This is a genomic window from Streptomyces fulvoviolaceus (genome assembly GCF_000718165.1).
Lineage (GTDB): Bacteria > Actinomycetota > Actinomycetes > Streptomycetales > Streptomycetaceae > Streptomyces > Streptomyces fulvoviolaceus.
The window spans coordinates 26315-43470 of the sequence record NZ_JOEY01000053.1; the positions used below are offsets into that span (position 1 = coordinate 26315).

Annotated in this window: 14 protein-coding genes and 1 pseudogene; 8 read left to right on the forward strand and 7 right to left on the reverse strand. The window is 65.5% G+C overall.

Annotated elements, in window-relative coordinates; genetic code table 11:
- Nucleotides 1-316: 316 nt before the first annotated feature.
- The 3 genes and pseudogenes from IG08_RS0142500 to IG08_RS0142505 all read left to right on the forward strand — a co-directional run.
- A complete protein-coding gene (locus IG08_RS0142500) occupies nucleotides 317-1483 on the forward strand; it encodes an AAA family ATPase (protein ID WP_030616302.1) in 1167 nt (388 codons plus the stop codon).
- On the forward strand, nucleotides 1480-4113 hold the full coding sequence (locus tag IG08_RS57925; RefSeq protein ID WP_158812334.1) for a TniQ family protein: 2634 nt from the start codon (nucleotides 1480-1482) through the stop codon (nucleotides 4111-4113). The genes IG08_RS0142500 and IG08_RS57925 overlap by 4 nt, the downstream gene beginning before the upstream one ends.
- Before the next feature lie 233 nt (nucleotides 4114-4346).
- A pseudogene (locus IG08_RS0142505) lies at nucleotides 4347-4565 on the forward strand (helix-turn-helix domain-containing protein); the annotation flags it as partial.
- A gap of 29 nt (nucleotides 4566-4594) precedes the next feature.
- On the opposite strand, the gene IG08_RS0142510 reads toward IG08_RS0142505, so the two are convergent.
- Both IG08_RS0142510 and IG08_RS62610 read right to left on the reverse strand, forming a co-directional pair.
- On the reverse strand, nucleotides 4595-4963 hold the full coding sequence (locus tag IG08_RS0142510) for a hypothetical protein (protein ID WP_030616307.1): 369 nt from the start codon (nucleotides 4961-4963) through the stop codon (nucleotides 4595-4597).
- Nucleotides 4964-5330: 367 nt separating this feature from the next.
- A complete protein-coding gene (locus IG08_RS62610) occupies nucleotides 5331-5459 on the reverse strand; it encodes a hypothetical protein (RefSeq protein ID WP_267964993.1) in 129 nt (42 codons plus the stop codon).
- Between IG08_RS62610 and IG08_RS57930 the strand changes: the two genes are divergently transcribed.
- Nucleotides 5451-6113, forward strand: coding sequence for a transposase family protein (locus tag IG08_RS57930; RefSeq protein WP_234343109.1), 663 nt, complete (start codon nucleotides 5451-5453; stop codon nucleotides 6111-6113). The two genes, IG08_RS62610 and IG08_RS57930, sit on opposite strands and share 9 nt — an antisense overlap.
- Nucleotides 6114-6146: 33 nt before the next feature.
- Here IG08_RS57930 and IG08_RS57935 read toward each other — a convergent pair whose 3' ends face one another.
- Nucleotides 6147-7265: a HigA family addiction module antitoxin gene (locus IG08_RS57935; RefSeq protein WP_078655956.1), complete on the reverse strand. Its 1119-nt coding sequence runs from the start codon at nucleotides 7263-7265 to the stop codon at nucleotides 6147-6149.
- 55 nt (nucleotides 7266-7320) lie between these two features.
- A complete protein-coding gene (locus IG08_RS0142525) occupies nucleotides 7321-7650 on the reverse strand; it encodes a type II toxin-antitoxin system RelE/ParE family toxin (RefSeq protein ID WP_030616312.1) in 330 nt (109 codons plus the stop codon).
- A 148-nt stretch (nucleotides 7651-7798) separates the two neighbouring features.
- On the opposite strand from IG08_RS0142525, the gene IG08_RS0142530 reads away from it, so the two are divergent.
- The 4 genes from IG08_RS0142530 to IG08_RS0142545 all read left to right on the forward strand — a co-directional run bounded on the left by IG08_RS0142530 (nucleotide 7799) and on the right by IG08_RS0142545 (nucleotide 11736).
- The gene (locus IG08_RS0142530) at nucleotides 7799-8797 is read left to right on the forward strand and encodes a CBASS oligonucleotide cyclase (protein WP_030616316.1); all 999 of its coding nucleotides are present in this window, start codon (nucleotides 7799-7801) and stop codon (nucleotides 8795-8797) included.
- A 4-nt stretch (nucleotides 8798-8801) separates the two neighbouring features.
- Nucleotides 8802-9311, forward strand: coding sequence for an HORMA-1 domain-containing protein (locus tag IG08_RS0142535; protein WP_030616320.1), 510 nt, complete (start codon nucleotides 8802-8804; stop codon nucleotides 9309-9311).
- A 32-nt stretch (nucleotides 9312-9343) separates the two neighbouring features.
- On the forward strand, nucleotides 9344-10267 hold the full coding sequence (locus tag IG08_RS0142540; protein WP_030616322.1) for an AAA family ATPase: 924 nt from the start codon (nucleotides 9344-9346) through the stop codon (nucleotides 10265-10267).
- A gap of 83 nt (nucleotides 10268-10350) precedes the next feature.
- The gene (locus IG08_RS0142545) at nucleotides 10351-11736 is read left to right on the forward strand and encodes an SAVED domain-containing protein (RefSeq protein WP_234343107.1); all 1386 of its coding nucleotides are present in this window, start codon (nucleotides 10351-10353) and stop codon (nucleotides 11734-11736) included.
- A 48-nt stretch (nucleotides 11737-11784) separates the two neighbouring features.
- Here the strand turns inward: IG08_RS0142545 and IG08_RS0142550 are convergent, their stop codons facing one another.
- The 3 genes from IG08_RS0142550 to IG08_RS0142560 all read right to left on the reverse strand — a co-directional run bounded on the left by IG08_RS0142550 (nucleotide 11785) and on the right by IG08_RS0142560 (nucleotide 17109).
- A complete protein-coding gene (locus IG08_RS0142550) occupies nucleotides 11785-12921 on the reverse strand; it encodes a hypothetical protein (protein WP_158812335.1) in 1137 nt (378 codons plus the stop codon).
- A gap of 496 nt (nucleotides 12922-13417) precedes the next feature.
- Nucleotides 13418-14863: an argininosuccinate synthase gene (gene argG, locus IG08_RS0142555; protein WP_030616331.1), complete on the reverse strand. Its 1446-nt coding sequence runs from the start codon at nucleotides 14861-14863 to the stop codon at nucleotides 13418-13420.
- A 77-nt stretch (nucleotides 14864-14940) separates the two neighbouring features.
- Nucleotides 14941-17109, reverse strand: a complete 2169-nt coding sequence (locus tag IG08_RS0142560; RefSeq protein ID WP_043456566.1) for an MMPL family transporter — start codon at nucleotides 17107-17109, stop codon at nucleotides 14941-14943.
- Nucleotides 17110-17156 lie beyond the last annotated feature (47 nt).

A 17156-nucleotide genomic window follows, 5' to 3' on the forward strand; every position in this document is an offset into this window, starting at 1 on the left:
CTTCGCTAAGGGTTGGGGTATGGCATCCGTGGTCGAAGCGGTTGCGGTTAGCCTGCTCTGTCTCGATGGGGATACGGAAGGAGGCCGCTCGGGGCGGGTGCGGGAGTTTATGTGTTTGGCTCTTCGACGCCCTGGCGGCGGTCCAGCCAGAAGCAGTACTCGGACTGACGTGCCTACCTCATCCCCTGCGCAGCTGATTCTGCTGGGCTGCAGCGGACAGGAGTCGGCGCGGTCCTGGCCCGGCTTTCCTGATCGCGAGGGCTGACGAAGGTGGCCTTCATTTCTGACGACCACTGCGCCGATACTTGGGGAACGCGTGAGTTATGCCCAGGAGTGGGATCCAGCCCGTGACGAGAATCCGAATCTGGACAACCTGACACTTTCCCGCAAGGAGGGTTTCCGCGCTCTCGCCGAATCGCCCCTGCGTCCTAAGCCGGACCTGCTGACCCTTCAGCAGCTGGCCGCGCTGGGAGAGGCGGAACGGGCGGCTTACGAGAAACGGCGCCGTGTGTGGCATGCCAACCTTGGTCCGATTAAGACACCCCAGCTCGAAGCTGTCCATGAAGTCCTGTGGGGCATCGTGGACAGCAATTTTCAGGGCGGTAAAAAGCCGAGGCGCGTAGTCGCCGTGGATGCGTTCCCTGGACTCGGCAAGACCACCGCAGTAATGAACTTCGCTCTCGAATACCACCGACGGGAGATCCAGCGAAGGGGCGCCTTCACAGACTTGGGCCACGAGCGATGGCCTGTGTGCCGTATCGGCTTGACGAGCAACGCCGGTATCAAGGATTTCAATAAATCCATACTTGAGTTCTATGCGCACCCCGGACGCACTAGCGGTACTTCTGCTCTCTTCGTCCAGCGGGCCTTGGACTGCATCCTAGCATGTGAAACCAAGATCCTAATCATCGACGACCTGCATTTCCTTAAATTGACGAACAAGGACGACCAGGAAGTAAGCGATCACTTCAATCGCATCGTGAACCAGTTCCCAGTGACGCTGATCTTCATCGGCGTCGAATTGGAGAAGCACGGCCTCTACTCTCTAATCGATGAGAGCGGTGACACCACTTTGTCGCAAACTGGACGCAGGGCAACTTCGCTGACCATGGTTCCGTTCGACGTCGACAATGACCAGCACCGTCGGCAGTGGCGGCAGCTATTGCTGGATCTAGAACAGCAGATCGTGCTGAGCCGGATGTTTGCTGGCATGCTCACCGATGGACTCTCTGACTACCTATACCGCCGTACCACAGGGCACATCGGATCGCTCGTGACGCTGATCAACCGAGGGTGCCAACGTGCTGCACGCACAGGCACTGAACTGCTCACCAAGAAGCTCCTCGAGGAAGTGAAGATCGATGCCGCCTCGAAGACAGCCAGTAAGGCTTTGAAAGCCAAGTTCAAGCACCGCAGGATGAACGGCGATACCACAAAAGACAGGGCTGGCGACGCGAGCGCGAGCAAGAACTCGGCTCCATGACGACGCCCCGGACCCTGCCACTGCGGGTTGCTCCCTTACCTGGCGAAGCGCTGGACTCCTGGCTGGAGGTGTTGGCCAACCGCCTTACGACGCCTTTGAACGATCTGCTGCCTCATCTTGGTCTTGCTCGCCCGCGTTTTCCGCAGAAGCCCCTCGACTGGATGATTGCGCTTCGCGCCGACGAAGCCGCTGGCATCTCAGCTGCTACCGGAACAGATCCAGAGACCTTGCACCGCATGACACTGGCCCACTACGACCAACGAGCCTTGCTGATCGACCATGCCATTCGACGGGTCAACGGACGACAGCTCTGGGGGCGGGGCAGGGGCTCCCGTTACTGCCCGGATTGCCTTTCCGTGAACGGGGGACGGTGGCTCCTGTCCTGGCGCCTCGGTTGGTCCTTCGCATGCCTGGATCACCGAAGAATGCTGGCCGATCTCTGCCCGGACTGCGGACGCCTGCAGCGCCTTCAACCCGATCCGGGAGGCCAGCTATCCCGACTGGGACGGTGCATGAACCCAAGCGCCGCTGCTGCCTACGGGCGTTCGGCCGCGCGCTGCGGTCACCAGCTGTCGACAACTCATACGGCACAACTCCCAACAGGGCACCCGGCACTCGCAACCCAGCGGATTCTCATGCAGGTGATCGAGGAAGATACTGCCGCCTTTGGTGTCTATGCCGATTACCCTCAAAATGCCCGTACTGCACTGGCCGACATCAAGTCCGTGGCTGCACGGATCATTAGCAGGGCCACTCGACAGCATCTCGTACAGATTCTGCCTCATGACTTACTTGAGATCTATGAAGAGGGGCTGGCTCAGTCACCAGGACGAGACTTGCATACACCTGATCTTCGGCGTGAAGGGTCGATGTCCCCAACGCAAGCAACGACTGTTGCGGCCGGTCTCACCGCAGCGATCCGGATCCTATTGAAGTCAGATGTTCGGGCGGCAGGCGAGGCTCTCCGCTGGCTAATCCAGATCCCTTCGCCTGTAACGCAGGCTCCGGCTCTCGCGCCTACTGTGATCATCTCTGACTGGGGGCGTGGCATTAGCGAGGTGTTGCGAGGGGTTCTGTTCTCCGCACTTGAGCCAACGATGCTTTCCATCAGCAGACTGCGTTACCGAACCGGCTCGCCGTTGCCCGCCACCCCAGCGCCTGCCGGTCTGTCGATTGAGAGGTCTGCACGTATTCCGGCCATGCTTTGGGCTAGTTGGGCGCTGAGGGTTCTTCCCCAGAAAGGTGTTTACCTCCAGACCTTGAGGACGGCACTCCCATGCCTTGTCTTGCAGGTCGGTAGTAACCTCACTCACGACCGGGCCATGAAGCTACTCGGGGAAGTCACCGACAGCACCAACAGTTCTCGTATTCTTCAACAACTTCAAGATGGACCACACTGGCGAGACATTCAGACGGCACTTATCCGGCTTGCTGAATTCCTGGACGGAAATCCACCACCCATCGACTATCGGCGCCGCCGTCTTCTTGACTACTCGCAACTCCTGCCGGAGCAGGAGTGGGATGAATTCTGCCGAAGATCAGTAGCGTCCACAGGTCGGGGCCCCCGGCACCGGCTCACCCGCTGCTATCTCTTCGAACGGATCAGCGGGATTCCTGCCGAGCTTGCGCCAGAGCCCTTTGCGGCGAATACCAGTTCTTGGCGAAGTCAGCTCAGAAATTTTCCGGAAACCCTCACGCCGGGATTTACTGCGGAACTTGAAAGAGCCAGCATTGAGTTTCTGGATCGGCACGGAATTCGCGAGCCAATCGAATGGCAACCGCCGATTGAATTGTTAGACGGCCTCACTCTACCTGGATTCGATCCATCAAGAGTCGAAGCGACTGTTGTGCATGAACTGATGCGAAGGGAAAGCCTAAGCCTAAAACAAGTAGCAACCCGATTGTCGACATCAACTCATGTCATCTGCCACATCCTCGAGCAAGAACCCGCTCCGCAGAGTCGATGGCAAGCCCGTACCGCTGGAGCGGTTAGGGAAGATCTCAAGCGCCGACTGCCGCCTTCGGAACTGGCCCGCCAGTACGAGCTTTATTCGGAATCCGAAATCGCCCGCAAATTTGGCACCAGCGGTGCCCTGATCCGTAGAATCGCCCGTGAATACGGGCTGCCGCGTCGCCCTCCCGGAAGTGTGCGAAAATGCCCACCCCTAGCGGGAGAATGGCTCCGAGAGCAATTCAACATTCAAGAACGCAGGCTCGCAGAGCCGGCCAGCGGGTCAAGCAAGGACCTGTCGATGCGGAGCGGGAAGCATCAACTTCTTCGCGTTCCTCCACAGTCTCGCGGAGATAGAAGCGGAGAGGATACACCTGGCACCAAATCTCTCGCTGATGGTGCACCCGAGGTGCTGAATCCAGCGCTCACCGGAATTTATGGATGGGAGCGGCTCGCGCGATTTGCAGCTGCAGTCCCATACGGCTCCCTTTCGGAGGCGGCCAAGAACCTCGGAATCTGTAGAAGCGTGATATCGATGCAGATCAGGCAACTCGAACGAAGTCTAGGAGGTCCTCTTTACGTGCGAACTCAACGGAACCAGCCAATGCAATTGACGCCACTCGGAATTGAAGTCCTGGATGCGATCCAGAACATTGGACTGGGGCGCACCGAACTGTGAAATGTATGGGCGCCTTACGTTTATCAAGTGTCGCCTTCTGTCATCTGGAATTTACGGTGGAGTCAGGGCTTCGGCGTAGTCGCGTGACGCCCGTTTCGTGATCATGTGATTCCGAGGAGGGCGAGCGACCTGCTGGTGTCACGGGCGTTGCGCCGAACGCTGGCGGCGAGGTTGGTGCTCTCGGCGAGGCGCGGGGGCACCGATGGTGAGGCCCGCGTGTCATGCCCTCTGTGCAGACTGTGTACGGCGGCCTGACCGAGTGGGAGACGGAGGTGCTGGTGCGGATCGCGCGGGGGCTGTCCGGCGCGGAGATCATGGAGCGGCTGGTGGGGGCGGAGCCGATGATCAGGGCGCAGGTCAGCAGGGTGTTGGTGAAGGCGGGGTTGCGGGGTCGGACGAAGGCGGCGGTGTTTGCGTACGAGGCGCGGTTGGTGCGGCCGAACGGTCGGTGATCCGTACCGGGCTACGAACCGGGGATCGCTCACGAAGGCCAGTCGGAGGGAAGTCCGTCGTTTTCGTTGTAAAAGTCTTCCCCATCTTGGGCGATCGCCGCCACGGCGCCCCGGTAGGCGTAGCCGTATTCGGTGACCGACAGCGACTCGCAGCCGGGCGGCCGGGTCTCCGGCGGGGTCGTCCGCGACCAGTCCGCGGTGAAGAGCGCGTCGACACCCGTCATACAGGCGCGGATCGCCTCGGCGTCGGCCGGGGGCGCGGTGGTGGCCGTGGCGGCCGTCGGGGAGGAAGCTGTGGCACTGTCCGCCGGGCTGCCGGAGTCCCCTGATCCGTCCGAACAGGCGGAAAGTGTCAGCAGCAGGGCTGCCGTGGATATGAGCGCTGCCGTGGTCCGCATAACCCCTGCCCCCCAGGTGATGATGAAGAAGACATCACATAGTGGCAGATACGGGCAGGTGGCGCACTGGTGTTCGCTGGGCCCGGCCTGCGCTCCGGCAACGGGAGTTCGAGCAGAGGAACGGTGGTTGCGGTGCCGGTCCCCTTCGATGGGGACGGCTTGGGCGGTCGCTCCTGCTGGCGTTGCCGTGAACGTGCGCCACGAGCCCGTCCCCGACTCAGGGGTTCGGGGTGGTCGCGTGACGCCCGGTTGGTGGCGGACTGCCGGCTCGGCGGCGGTGCTCTCGGGACGTGACAGGCACGGCTTCCAGGATCATGGAGTTCTCTGCGTCCCGTGATCCAAGTGGAAGACCGTGCCTGGCGACGCGTCATCTCTGATCCCGCCTGCCCTTGCCCGACTGCGCGAGAATCCGCAGGTCGTACCCGGGGAGGTCGCGGGCCTGCTGGAGCGGCTGGCCGAGGTGCCGGACCCGCGTGACCCACGCGGGGTGCGCCACCGCCTGACCGTCGTGCTCGCTCTCACCGCGTGCGCGGTGCCGGCCGGAGCGACCTCGCTGCCGGCGGTCGGCGAATGGATCGCCGATGCCCCTGGGTATCTGCTGGAACAAGTCGGTGCAGTCCCCGATCCGCTTCTGCCCAGGCGGGTCCTGCCCGCAGAGACCACGGTCCGCCGACTGCCGGCCCGCATCGACGGCGACGCGCCGGGGGGCGGTCGGACGATGGCTCGCCGACCGCCGCCCGAAAACGACCGGGCTGCGCGGCCTCGCAGTGGACGGCAAGAGCCTGCGTGGCACGGCCAGGGCGACGGGCCGCAAGATCCACCTGCTCGCCGCACTGGAGCACGCCACCAGCCTGACCGCCGAGCAGGCCACAGCGGCTCAGCTCGCCGGCAACGCACCCCGCGCGATGGCCACCTGGCGCAACCTCGCCATCGGAGCCCTCCGCACAGCCGGAGTGAAGAACATCGCGGCCGGCCTCCGCCGCAACGCCCGCGACCCTCGCCGCCCCCTCGCACTCCTCGGCCTCACGTGATCACAAAACAGGCGTCACACAACTACGCCGAAGCCCTGACGGTGGAGTGGCTTCGACTTTGCTGGCGCAGTCGGAGCCTAATTCACCCGAGAAGCACGGGAATGATCCGTCTCGATTGATTTCTCTCCGTGCCGTTACGCTATAGGGCCGTCCTATTGTGTAGCAGCGATGGATTCGAGATCGAAGTCGCGCTTGAGTTTATTTCCCTCTTTCCAGTCCAGTGCTTTGTCGTGTTGAAGGCGGCCCACGACGATGCCGGGTGCGACGCCGACTTTTTCTGCAAATCGGCTGATTTGAGTGAACGGTTTAGGCTGGCGTCGGAGTGCTGCGTAGGCTGATTCGTATTCTGAGGGAATCAGGGTTTGGGCCGCGAAATTATTTGCCTCTTCTTCCGCTGGCCCTTTTCCTTTGAAGGGATCCTCATCGAGGAAGGTCAGACGCTTTCCGTGCAGTAGAACGTGTCCGACCTCATGGAAAAAGGTGAACCAGAAACGGTCGTCCTTCTTGTAGCGGTCGGTTAGGGCGATCAATACCTTGTCGGGATTGAGCCACCGGGTCGCGCCCGATAGATTGGTATTTTTGAATGCTGGCGAGAAGACAACTGCCACTCCCGCCTCCGCGCAGAGATTGGGCAACTGTGTGAGCCATGTGTCTGGGGCCTGCGTACTCAGCGCGCGGAGGGTTGGTAGGAGATCTTGCAGTGTCTCTCGTCGGAACTGCTTACATTGGCGACGTCGAGCTTCGATAACAGCCAGCCGGAGCCAGGCGTAAGTGGCATATTCGTTGGGGGCCGTTGCAGATGATCGACGAAATGCCACGCTGTAGCCGTTCCACAGTTCTTCGGCAACCGTGGGACTAGCGACACCGAAGAAGTCGAGCAACCGCTGTACATTGGCAACTGTTTTACTTCGGTCGGGCAGAATGTTTCGAGCAACCAGCTCGGCCAGCGGGAACCTGTCGAGCCACTCAATTTGGCCGGCCAGGGAGCTTTGTTCCTCTTTTCGGGCCAATTGGGTTCGCCAGCCAGCCTCCAACGTATTCCATACGGTGGCAGGGACTCCAGTAGCCCGTTCAAGGAGAAGTGCGGTTTCCGGACTAAGGGATGCGATGCCCTGCACGATTTGATTGACGTGCTTGGTTGAGAGGCCGGTACGGCGGGCGAGATCGGCTTGAGAAACGCCGAGTTCCTCCAGGGTCTCCTTAAGGGTTTCCCCCGGGTGCGGCACAGTCTGCGGGGAGTACTCGAGGGGGTCGGGGGCGCCGAAGGTCATCGGAGTGTGCCTCTCTCCTGGTGAGGAAGGGGCCGTGAGGGGGCTAGGCGGCTGATCACAGGACAATCTCGGTTACGACGAGGACTCGGACGGCCTGCTCATCGAGCCGTCCGTCGGGAAGTGTGAGTGTCGGGGCGTCGCGCGGCCGTGCGAGGAGATCGGCGGCCGGCCCCAGAGAGATCAACACGTACCCGTCGCCGCGGGTCGGGTGGTGGCGGAGTCGAGCAGCGGGCAGGCGGCGGAGCTCGGCCAGGTGCGCCGCAGCCGATATCTCTCCAAGTCGCCGACGGATCGCTGAAGCCAGTGCCGGGCCGTACCGGCTGCGCCTGACGTCGTCGTCGTTGCAGATCCGGGCCAGCTCGCCATCGCCGAAGAGGATCTTCAACCGCCACCTCTGGAACAGGTTGTCTTTACCGGATCTGTGCATGCTACTCTCTCGACGCAGTGAGTTTGATCTTATGCACCAACTAGGTGCACACAACTTTTAGTAATCGTTTGTCGCGGGGTGGTCCCGCGGGGAGAGGCGGGACCCGATGGCGGGAGAGAGCCACGTCAGCCACAAGGTTTTGGCGAAGCACGCCGAGAACAAGGTGAACGTGCTGAGGGATGACGCCAAAGAGCGCCGGAGGCAGGTCAACCACCTGAGGGAGCGCTTGGAGTCCTTCATCGACGATCACCCGGACTACGACCTGGTCAAGCTCCGGGCGTCGGGCAGCACCGCGAAGCACACCGCGATCAAGCGCCGCAAGGGCGAGGGCTCCGATGCCGACGTAGCGGCCTACGTCCGTTCCTGTGACCCCGACGCGCCCGAGGCCGACCTGCTGGAGTGGCTGCGGGACCGCTGCATCGAGGTGTACGGGAAGACGAAGGTCGCGGACGACTTCGTCATTTCGCAGCACGCCGTTGGGATCACCCTCCGTGGCTCCGGTCTCAAGATCGATGTCGCGCCGGTGCTGGACACCGGGGAATCCGACGACAAGGGCTACCTGATCACCCGGCAGGGAGAGCGGGTGCTGACCTCCGTCACCCAACACCTCGAGTTCATCCGGACCCGGAAGAGGAAGGCCGGCCACGGCTACGCGGAGCTCATCCGGCTGCTCAAGGCCTGGATCCGCGAGAGCAAGCGCCTCGACCCCGACCTGCGCTGCAAGAGCTTCCTGCTCGAACTCATCGTTGCGCACCTCTGGGACAACGGCTGGAACGGCGAGTCCCTGGAGGTCGACGACTACCCGCGCGCGATCGAGCAGGTCCTGGCCTACATCGTCCGTACCGGTCTGAAGTCCCCGATCGTCTTCGACGACTTCTACGACCCCGCTGACGTGCTGACCACCTACGAGGCCATCCAGGTCTGGGACCCGGTCAACCCGGAAAACAACGTCGCCTCCAGTTACACCGAACACGACCGGCAGCGCCTTGTGGACCAGGCCGCCACCTCGCTGGACGAGATCTCCTGGGCCGCGACCGCACCGACGAAGGGCGACGCCAACGACGCCTGGCGCACGCTGTTCGGCCCCTCCTTCGAAGGAGCCTGAAACCGTGACCGCCTCCTACGCCCGCTCCGCCACCTTCACCCTCACCGACGCGCGCTACATCGGGGCGAAAGTCGGCGCCGACCTCCGCCAGCTGAACAGCCTGTACGGCAAACCGGTGCACACCGACATCGACAACTACGTCGAGGAAGTCGCCATGCTCCTCAAGGACGGCTACCTCGGCACCGTCGACTTCGGCTTCCGGGACACCGGCTCCAACGCCTGGAAGCTGCGTCTGCGCTACCGCGCGACGACCGGCGGCCACCTCGTCGACACCCGGCCCGGAAGCCTGCCGCGCAGCGCCGACATCACCGGACTCGACTTCTACAGCTACGTGACCTACAGCCCGGCCTTCCACCTCCTCGCCACAGCAGACCGAGACCGAGTCAAGGTCGCCCTGCCGGTGAGACGGACGGGCGCCGACGCCCCGACCGCGAACGCCGGCACCACCCAGACCGGCCGCAGCTATGCCCGCAACGGCACCGGTGTCGACCGCGATGTCTATCAGGCCCAGTGAACCCTCCATCACCAGCACCGAGGACGACACCCGTGAGTAGCCAGGACGACCTGTTTCACCCCGTGATCGAACTGCCCGAACCCACCCGACAGGCACGGTACGACCGCCTTATCGGCCTGGACACAGTCAAGCGCCAGCTACGTAAGGAGGCCGTCCTCCTGGCGGACCCCGATCGCTTGCACGCGTGGGCGCGTCAACACCACCCGGGAACAGACCCCGCAGCGCTCCAGTTGTTCGCCGACCGCGCACCGCTGTTCGTCTTCTCCGGGGACGTCGGTTCGGGGAAGTCCGCCCTCGCAGAGTCCTTCGGATGTGACCTGGCCGAACAGCTCGACCTGCCGGTCTACCTGTACCGGCTCAAGCTCGCCACGCGAGGCAGCGGCCTGGTCGGCGAGATGACCGCGCTGATCGGAGACGCCTTCTCGTATGTACACGAGCAGGGCCGCCGGGCACGCGACCCCCGCGGTGTCAACACTGTCCTCGTACTGGTCGTCGACGAAGCCGACGCCCTCGTCCAGTCCCGCGAGGCACAGCAGATGCACCACGAGGACCGTGCTGGAGTGGACGCCTTCCTCGCCGGTGTGGACAGCCTCGCCGGCGCCCGACTCCCTGTCCTGGTCGTACTGTGCACCAACCGTGTCGGCGCACTCGACCCCGCCCTCATGCGCCGCGCCGCGGCGACCTTCACGTTCGTCCGCCCCGACGACCAGCAGCGCCGTGCCGTACTCACCCGGGCCCTGCACGGCATCACCGTCCGCCCCGACACCTTCGACAAGCTCGTCCAGCTCACCGGCCCTGACACAGACCGTCCCGGCTACACCTTCTCCGACCTCACCCAGCGCCTGGTCCCGGCGGCAGTCCTGCAAGCCTTCCCTGACGGGCCTCTCCGCGACGAACACCTCCTCACCGTCGCCAACGAACTCGCCCCCAGCCCCGTCTTCGCGGAAACGCCCTGATGGCCTCCCTACCCGCGCCCAGCGCAACAGGAGTACGGATCGCAGGCGACCTGTATCAGTGGCAGCTCGCATGGCAAGGGTGCGTGACCGCCGTCCGCGACGCCTCCATCCACACGCCCAATCCGGTCGTCGCGGTGAGCGTCGAACTCGATGACGCCGGCAACCTCGACGACGTCGTCCTGCACCGAGCCACCCCGCCGCATACCTACGCCCAGGTCAAGTACACCGTCGACAGCAGCAGCCCCGTCAACGAGGACTACCTGCTCAAGCCCAGCGACTCCGGCGGTCCGTCGATCCTGAAGAAGATCGCCCGCACCTGGCGCCAGCTCACCGCCGACGGCACCCCGGTGGACTTGGCCCTCATCAGCAATCGGGCCGCCGACTCCGGCGACCCGCTGGTCTCACTCCGCGATTCCCGCACCCAGCTGCTGATGCCCAAAGCCGGCCAACAAGGCCCCAGATCAGCAAGAGGCACTGCCCGACGACGATGGGCAGTGGGCGCAGACCTGACCGAGGCCGAGCTCCGCGACCTGCTTGAGGTGCTCCGCTTCGACCTCGCCCGTGACCCGACCCACCTGTACGACCACGTTCAGTCGCTCATGCTCGCCACAGGCTTGCGCCCGGACGATACGGCGATCCACATCGGGGCCGACTGGGTGGCCCGCCAGGTACGAGACGGCCAGCGGACCCTCACCCTCACGGCGATCACCGAAGCCATCGACTCCCTACAGCTAAAGGCCGGACCCACGCGCGCCGTGGTGTCCATCGCCACCCTCAAGCCCGACCCCGCGACAGGAGACGCCGACTACGCTCTCGACTGGGTCGACCGCTTCGACGGCGCGTCCCCCTACGTCAAGCGCCGCCCCCAAGCCCCCGCGACCTGGGCCCAGCTACAGGCGGAGATTGAAGCCGCACCCCACAGGATCCCGCCGGGAAAAACTGCCGTTGCGATCACCGGCAGCCTCCGCCTCGCTCCCGCCTTCCTCGTCGGCAGTGCCTTCCGTATGGTGACCGGTGCGGACCTCGCCGTCATGCAACGCGGCCAACTTTGGTCCTCCGCCGACCCGTACGACGCCGTGCTCACACCCGCACAAGCCGAGTACAGGATCGGCCAGGGCCCGGACCTGGCCGTGGCCATCGCCGTGGCCACGGACCTCACCGACGACGTACTGCACTTCCTGCGAGACCAGGGCCTCCCGGTATCCCAACTCCTGGTGCTCCGGCCGCCGACCGGCGCCAAGGACAACTCCATCCCGAACTCCGCGACTGCCAACGCCCTGGCCGTCGGCATCCGTGACACCGTGCGCCGCGCCAGCCGCAACGCACCGCGCGTCCACCTCTTCCAGGCCAGCCCCATGGGCCTGGCGCTGATGCTTGGCCACCGGTGGAACCGGCTGCGGTCCACGGTGGTGTACGAGGATGTGGCAACCGAGCGGATCTACGAAGAAGCCTTCACGATCGACGCCTGACCGCGCACGTCCTGGGCAGCGTACGGGCGCTCGGGCGGCCCCTGGAGTCTATGGAGTAGCAGGTCGGGGGCGGTCGGCCAGTGGCACCAGGACGGCTCTGCGTCCCAACAGAGCCCCAAGAGTGAGGACGAAGGTGGCGGGCCCGTCGGTGAACAACCAGTTGGTGGCGTCCGCACCGTGCTCCTCGACGGTACGACGCCATTGGTGGACCACATAACGGACGAACGCCTCGTGGTGTTCGGTCGTGTCGGGGATATTTCCCGGTCGGGTACGGATGACCAGCGCCCCGAAGCACCGGTTCCCCTCGGGATTGCCGCGCGGGGTCTGGCCCGGAAGGCCATAGACCTCGCTCGCGCCGCGCTCGGCCGCGTACAACGCGTCCCGTACCAGTCCCTCATTGTCCGAGAGCGCCACGATCAGCGCGATCCTGTTGGGCCGTAGCTCTGCCGTTGTCCCGCTGACCTCGGGGGCCCTGAATCGATGCCAGGACGGCTCCTGCCCAGGACCGGCCAACGCGTCACGCAACCGGAGCAGGTCGCTCTCGCTGGGCGGGAGCTTCAGCGCGCTGTCAAGCCGCACGGAGGGAAAGGCGGACTGGCCCCGCTCCTCCGACTGCCCCATGACGAGTGCGACAATCCGCCGCCGGGGCGTGGGGACCCGCAGCTGCCGTCGGTCGGACTCCCCGTCTCCGGGCGACTCGGCGAACACACTGACGTTCTCGTGCAGTTGGGCACGAAGCATCCCGCCGAGACGGTACGCGTCTGCATGCCGGGCAGTGACATAGAACGAAACGGACTCGGGTGCCTCTCCTGCGCCGATCGTCAGCTCTTCGAGCCTGGCCTGCATTACCCGGTACGCGAAGGCCACCCGGTCGGACACCTCGATACCACCCAGCAGTGCGTCCGGCTCCACGACGAAACAAGCGGCATGGCGCCGCAGCGCATCGTCCTGCATCTCGCGCAGTCGCGTACGGTCCCAGTGCGAGTCGGCCCCGAGATAGATGACGATGCCGACCCCCTCCTTGCTCCGCAACGAGTGCGTCGCCCACGCCACGAGCAGCACGGCGAACATGGCGACGGCCACCAGCCCGAACAGCGAATCCCCGACAACTGGCACTGCCTGCACCAGATTCGGCAGCAAACCCAGCGCGAGCGCGGCGGCCGTGGTGGCAAGCAGAGACCACATGCCTTCACGTGACAGCAGAAACGTCCATACCCAGGACCTCCGCCGCTGCATCCCACCCGCCTCCATCGGCTACCGCCCACCGAATGATGTTCTGCATATTGCGGTCGACTGGTCGCTGTCGTGTGTCTGCGAGCCTGGCCAGACTCGCAGACGAGCGCTGTCACCTTGAGCAACGTACTGCCCCAACCCGCAACCCTCCTTGAGTAAGAGGAGGTTCAAGCCGTGTGCACCGCTCAATGGCCAAGATCGTGAGACGGACTCCGTGGCCACCGAGTGAGACAACCGATGAAAAGCCCAGGTCATTTCAGCGGAATAAGTCATTCCGAATTAGGGCCTACAGCGAGAGGCCGGCTCGGCAACGGGCCGAGCGAAAGGACGATTCGGCAGCGGGTGAGCGAGAGCCGGCTCGGCGCTGGGTGAGGCCAAAGGCCTGCTGGGTAGCGGGCAACGCAGAAGGCCGGCTCGAAAGCGAGCCGGCCTTCTTGCTGCGATCGTGTCAGTCCGTGCCCGACTCCATCGCGGCGCGGTCCAGCAGCTCGTCCTCGTCGGAGACCTCGCCGCGGGAGGCGATGGCCTCGGCGCCGCCCTCCGGCATGCTGCCGATGAGGCCGGTCGCGGCCGCCTGGGCGGCGCCGACGGCGGGAGTGCCGGTGCCGATCAGGCCGAGCGCGGCGTACTGCTCGAGCTTGGCGCGCGAGTCGGCGATGTCGAGGTTGCGCATGGTGAGCTGGCCGATCCGGTCCACCGGCCCGAACGCCGAGTCCTCGGTGCGCTCCATGGAGAGCTTGTCCGGGTGGTAGCTGAACGCCGGGCCCGTGGTGTCGAGGAGCGAGTAGTCCTCGCCGCGGCGGAGGCGCAGGGTGACCTCGCCGGTGATCGCCGCGCCGACCCAGCGCTGCAGCGACTCCCGGATCATCAGCGCCTGCGGGTCCAGCCAGCGGCCCTCGTACATCAGCCGACCGAGGCGCCGGCCCTCGTTGTGGTACTGGGCGAGGGTGTCCTCGTTGTGGATCGCGTTGACGAGACGCTCGTACGCGGCGTGCAGGAGGGCCATGCCGGGCGCCTCGTAGATGCCGCGGCTCTTGGCCTCGATGATCCGGTTCTCGATCTGGTCGGACATGCCCAGCCCGTGGCGGCCGCCGATGGCGTTGGCCTCCATCACCAGGTCGACGGCGGAGGCGAACTCCTTGCCGTTGATCGTCACCGGGCGGCCCTGGTCGAAGCCGATCGTCACGTCCTCGGCGGCGATCTCGACCGACGGGTCCCAGAACCGGACGCCCATGATGGGCTCGACGGTCTCGACGCCGGTGTCCAGGTGCTCCAGGGTCTTGGCCTCGTGGGTGGCGCCCCAGATGTTGGCGTCGGTGGAGTACGCCTTCTCCGTGCTGTCCCGGTAGGGCAGGTTGTGGGCGACCAGCCACTCCGACATTTCCTTGCGGCCGCCGAGCTCGGTCACGAAGTCCGCGTCCAGCCAGGGCTTGTAGATGCGCAGGTGCGGGTTGGCGAGCAGGCCGTAGCGGTAGAACCGCTCGATGTCGTTGCCCTTGAAGGTCGAGCCGTCGCCCCAGATCTGGACGTTGTCCTCGAGCATCGCCCGCACGAGGAGCGTGCCGGTGACGGCGCGGCCGAGCGGGGTGGTGTTGAAGTACGCCCGCCCGCCCGAGCGGATGTGGAACGCCCCGCAGGTGAGCGCGGCCAGGCCCTCCTCGACCAGCGCGGCGCGGCAGTCGACCAGGCGCGCGATCTCGGCGCCGTAGGTCTTGGCGCGGCCGGGCACCGAGGCGATGTCGGGCTCGTCGTACTGGCCGATGTCGGCGGTGTAGGTGCACGGGACGGCGCCCTTGTCGCGCATCCACGCGACGGCGACCGAGGTGTCGAGACCGCCGGAGAAGGCGATGCCGACGCGTTCGCCGGCGGGGAGGGAGGTGAGGACCTTGGACATAGGAAGATTATGCACGATCACGCATGATCATGCAAAGGTGCTCTGGGGGATCGCCTTGCCCCCGCCGGGAGACCGCTCTACCCGCCGGACTGGCCGACCCTCTCCGCCTCGCTCACCGCGGCCACCCCGCCGTCCTCGTGGGCCATCCGGTGCGGCCACCACACCTTCGGGCCCAGGTCCAGGAACAGCGACGTGACCAGCACCGACCGCGCGATGAACGTGTCGAGCAGCACGCCGAGGGCCACCGCGAACCCGAGTTCGGCGAAGGCGACCATCGGGAGCGTGCCGAGGGCGGCGAAGGTGCCGGCCAGGACCAGGCCGGCGGAGGTGATGACCGCGCCCGTCGCCGCGAGGCCGGTCACCACGCCCGGGCGAGTGCCCTGGTGGGCGGCCTCCTCGCGGATGCGGGTGGTGAGGAAGATGTTGTAGTCGATGCCCAGGGCCACCAGGAACACGAAGACGAACAGTGGGAAGTCCGTCGACTCGCCCGCGTAGTCGAAGAGGTGCCGGAAGGCCAGCGCGCTCGCCCCGAGTGCCGCCGTGAAGGACAGCACCACGGTCCCGATCAGCAGGAGCGGTGCCACCAGCGCGCGCAGCAGGAGGCTCAGGATCAGCAGGACGACGACCAGCACCGCCGGGATGATCACGATGTTGTCGTGCGTCGTCGCCGTGTCCATGTCGAGCAGGGACGCGGTGCCGCCGCCCACCTGGGCATCGGCGTCGGGCACATCGTGCACGGCGTCCCGGACCCGCTCGACCGTGTGTTTCGCGGCCTCGCTGTCGGAGGGGTCGGTCATCGTCGCCTCGAAGAGCACCTGGCCCTCGTACGAGGGTTTCGTGCCCGGTGGGACGGCGAGGCTGTCGGGCACCACGCCCTTGGTGGCGGTGACGGCACTGCGGACCTGGTCGGCCTGGGCCTCGTTCGCCACGATCACCAGGGGGTCGCCGCTGCCCGCCGGGAAGTAGCGTGCCGAGACCTCCTGGCCGGTGATCGAGTCCGGTTTGCCGGTGAAGGCGTCGGCGTTGCTGATGCCCTCGGCGCGGATCTGGAGCAGGCCCAGGGACAGGGCGGCCAGGACCACGGCCGTGGCGGCCCAGATCATGCGGGGCCGGCGGGCGATGGTGCGGCCCATGCGGGCCCACATCCCGCGCTCGGTCGGGTCGTCCGAGCCGAAGTGCGGGATCACCGGCCAGAAGATCCAGCGGCCGAAGATCAGCAGCAGGGCCGGGAAGAGGGAGAGCATCGCGAGGAGCGCGACGGCCACGCCGATGGCGGCCACCGGGCCCAGGCCCCGCGTCGAGTTCATCTCGGCGGCCAGCAGTACCAGCATGCTGACGACGACCGTGGCGCCGGAGGCCAGTACGGCAGGGCCCGCGCGGTGCAGCGCCAGGGCCATCGCCTCGTGGCGGTCCTCGTGGCGGCGCAGCTCTTCCCGATAACGGGCGACGAGCAGGAGCGCGTAGTCCGTGCCCGCGCCGAAGACGAGCACCGTCAGGATGCCCGCACTCTGGCCGTTGACCGTCAGGCCCGCGTGTTCGGCGAGCAGATAGATCAGCGCCTGGGCCGTGAACAGGGAGACGACCACGCCGATCAACGGGACGAACAGCAGGGTCGGGCTGCGGTAGGTGAGCAGCAGCATCACGATCACGACGGCCATCGCCGACAGCAGCAGCGTCGAGTCGATGCCCTCGAAGGCGTCGGAGAAGTCGGCCGAGGTGCCGCCTGGGCCGGTGATGTGGACGGCGAGACCGCCCGTGCTGCTGCCCGTCTCGTCGCGGATGGAGTCGACGGCGGGCGAGATCTCCTCCCAGCCCTTCTCGTCCATCGTGATCGGCACGTAGATCTGGGCCGCCTCGGGCGCCGACTGGTCGTTGTAGACGGGGCCACGGGTCTCGGAGCCGCGGATGCCGTGCGCGGTCAGCTGCTTGATCTGGTCGGCGTCCTGCGCGATCTTGTCCCGGTCCTGGGCGGTGAGCCCGCCCTCGCGCGCGTAGACGACGACGGCCGGGATCTGCTCCGGCCTGAACCCGTTGGAAGTGTTCAGGACCTGGGTGGACTCCGCGGACCCCGGCAGCCAGGAGGCCGCGTCGTTGTCCTGGGCGTCGGTGAGCTTCGAGGCGAGTGGCGCCGCGACCACCAGCACCACCAGCCAGAGGGCCACGATGACCCACTTGCTGCGGTGCCCCGTCAGGAACCCGATGAGTCCCTGGCGCACATGGCGCCCATGCCCTTTCCCGTCCGTCATGGCAACCCCCGTGAACGTACGCGGTGCCGGTCGGCCGCCCAGCATGG

Bases quoted from the DNA above. Each gene is read 5' to 3' on its own strand.
- IG08_RS57925 (WP_158812334.1), top strand. From the start codon at position 1,480: ATGACGACGCCCCGGACCCTGCCACTGCGGGTTGCTCCCTTACCTGGC.
- IG08_RS0142510 (WP_030616307.1), bottom strand. From the start codon at position 4,963: ATGCGGACCACGGCAGCGCTCATATCCACGGCAGCCCTGCTGCTGACA.
- IG08_RS57935 (WP_078655956.1), bottom strand. From the start codon at position 7,265: ATGACCTTCGGCGCCCCCGACCCCCTCGAGTACTCCCCGCAGACTGTG.
- IG08_RS0142530 (WP_030616316.1), top strand. From the start codon at position 7,799: ATGGCGGGAGAGAGCCACGTCAGCCACAAGGTTTTGGCGAAGCACGCC.
- IG08_RS0142550 (WP_158812335.1), bottom strand. From the start codon at position 12,921: ATGTGGTCTCTGCTTGCCACCACGGCCGCCGCGCTCGCGCTGGGTTTG.
- argG (WP_030616331.1), bottom strand. From the start codon at position 14,863: ATGTCCAAGGTCCTCACCTCCCTCCCCGCCGGCGAACGCGTCGGCATC.
- IG08_RS0142560 (WP_043456566.1), bottom strand. From the start codon at position 17,109: ATGACGGACGGGAAAGGGCATGGGCGCCATGTGCGCCAGGGACTCATC.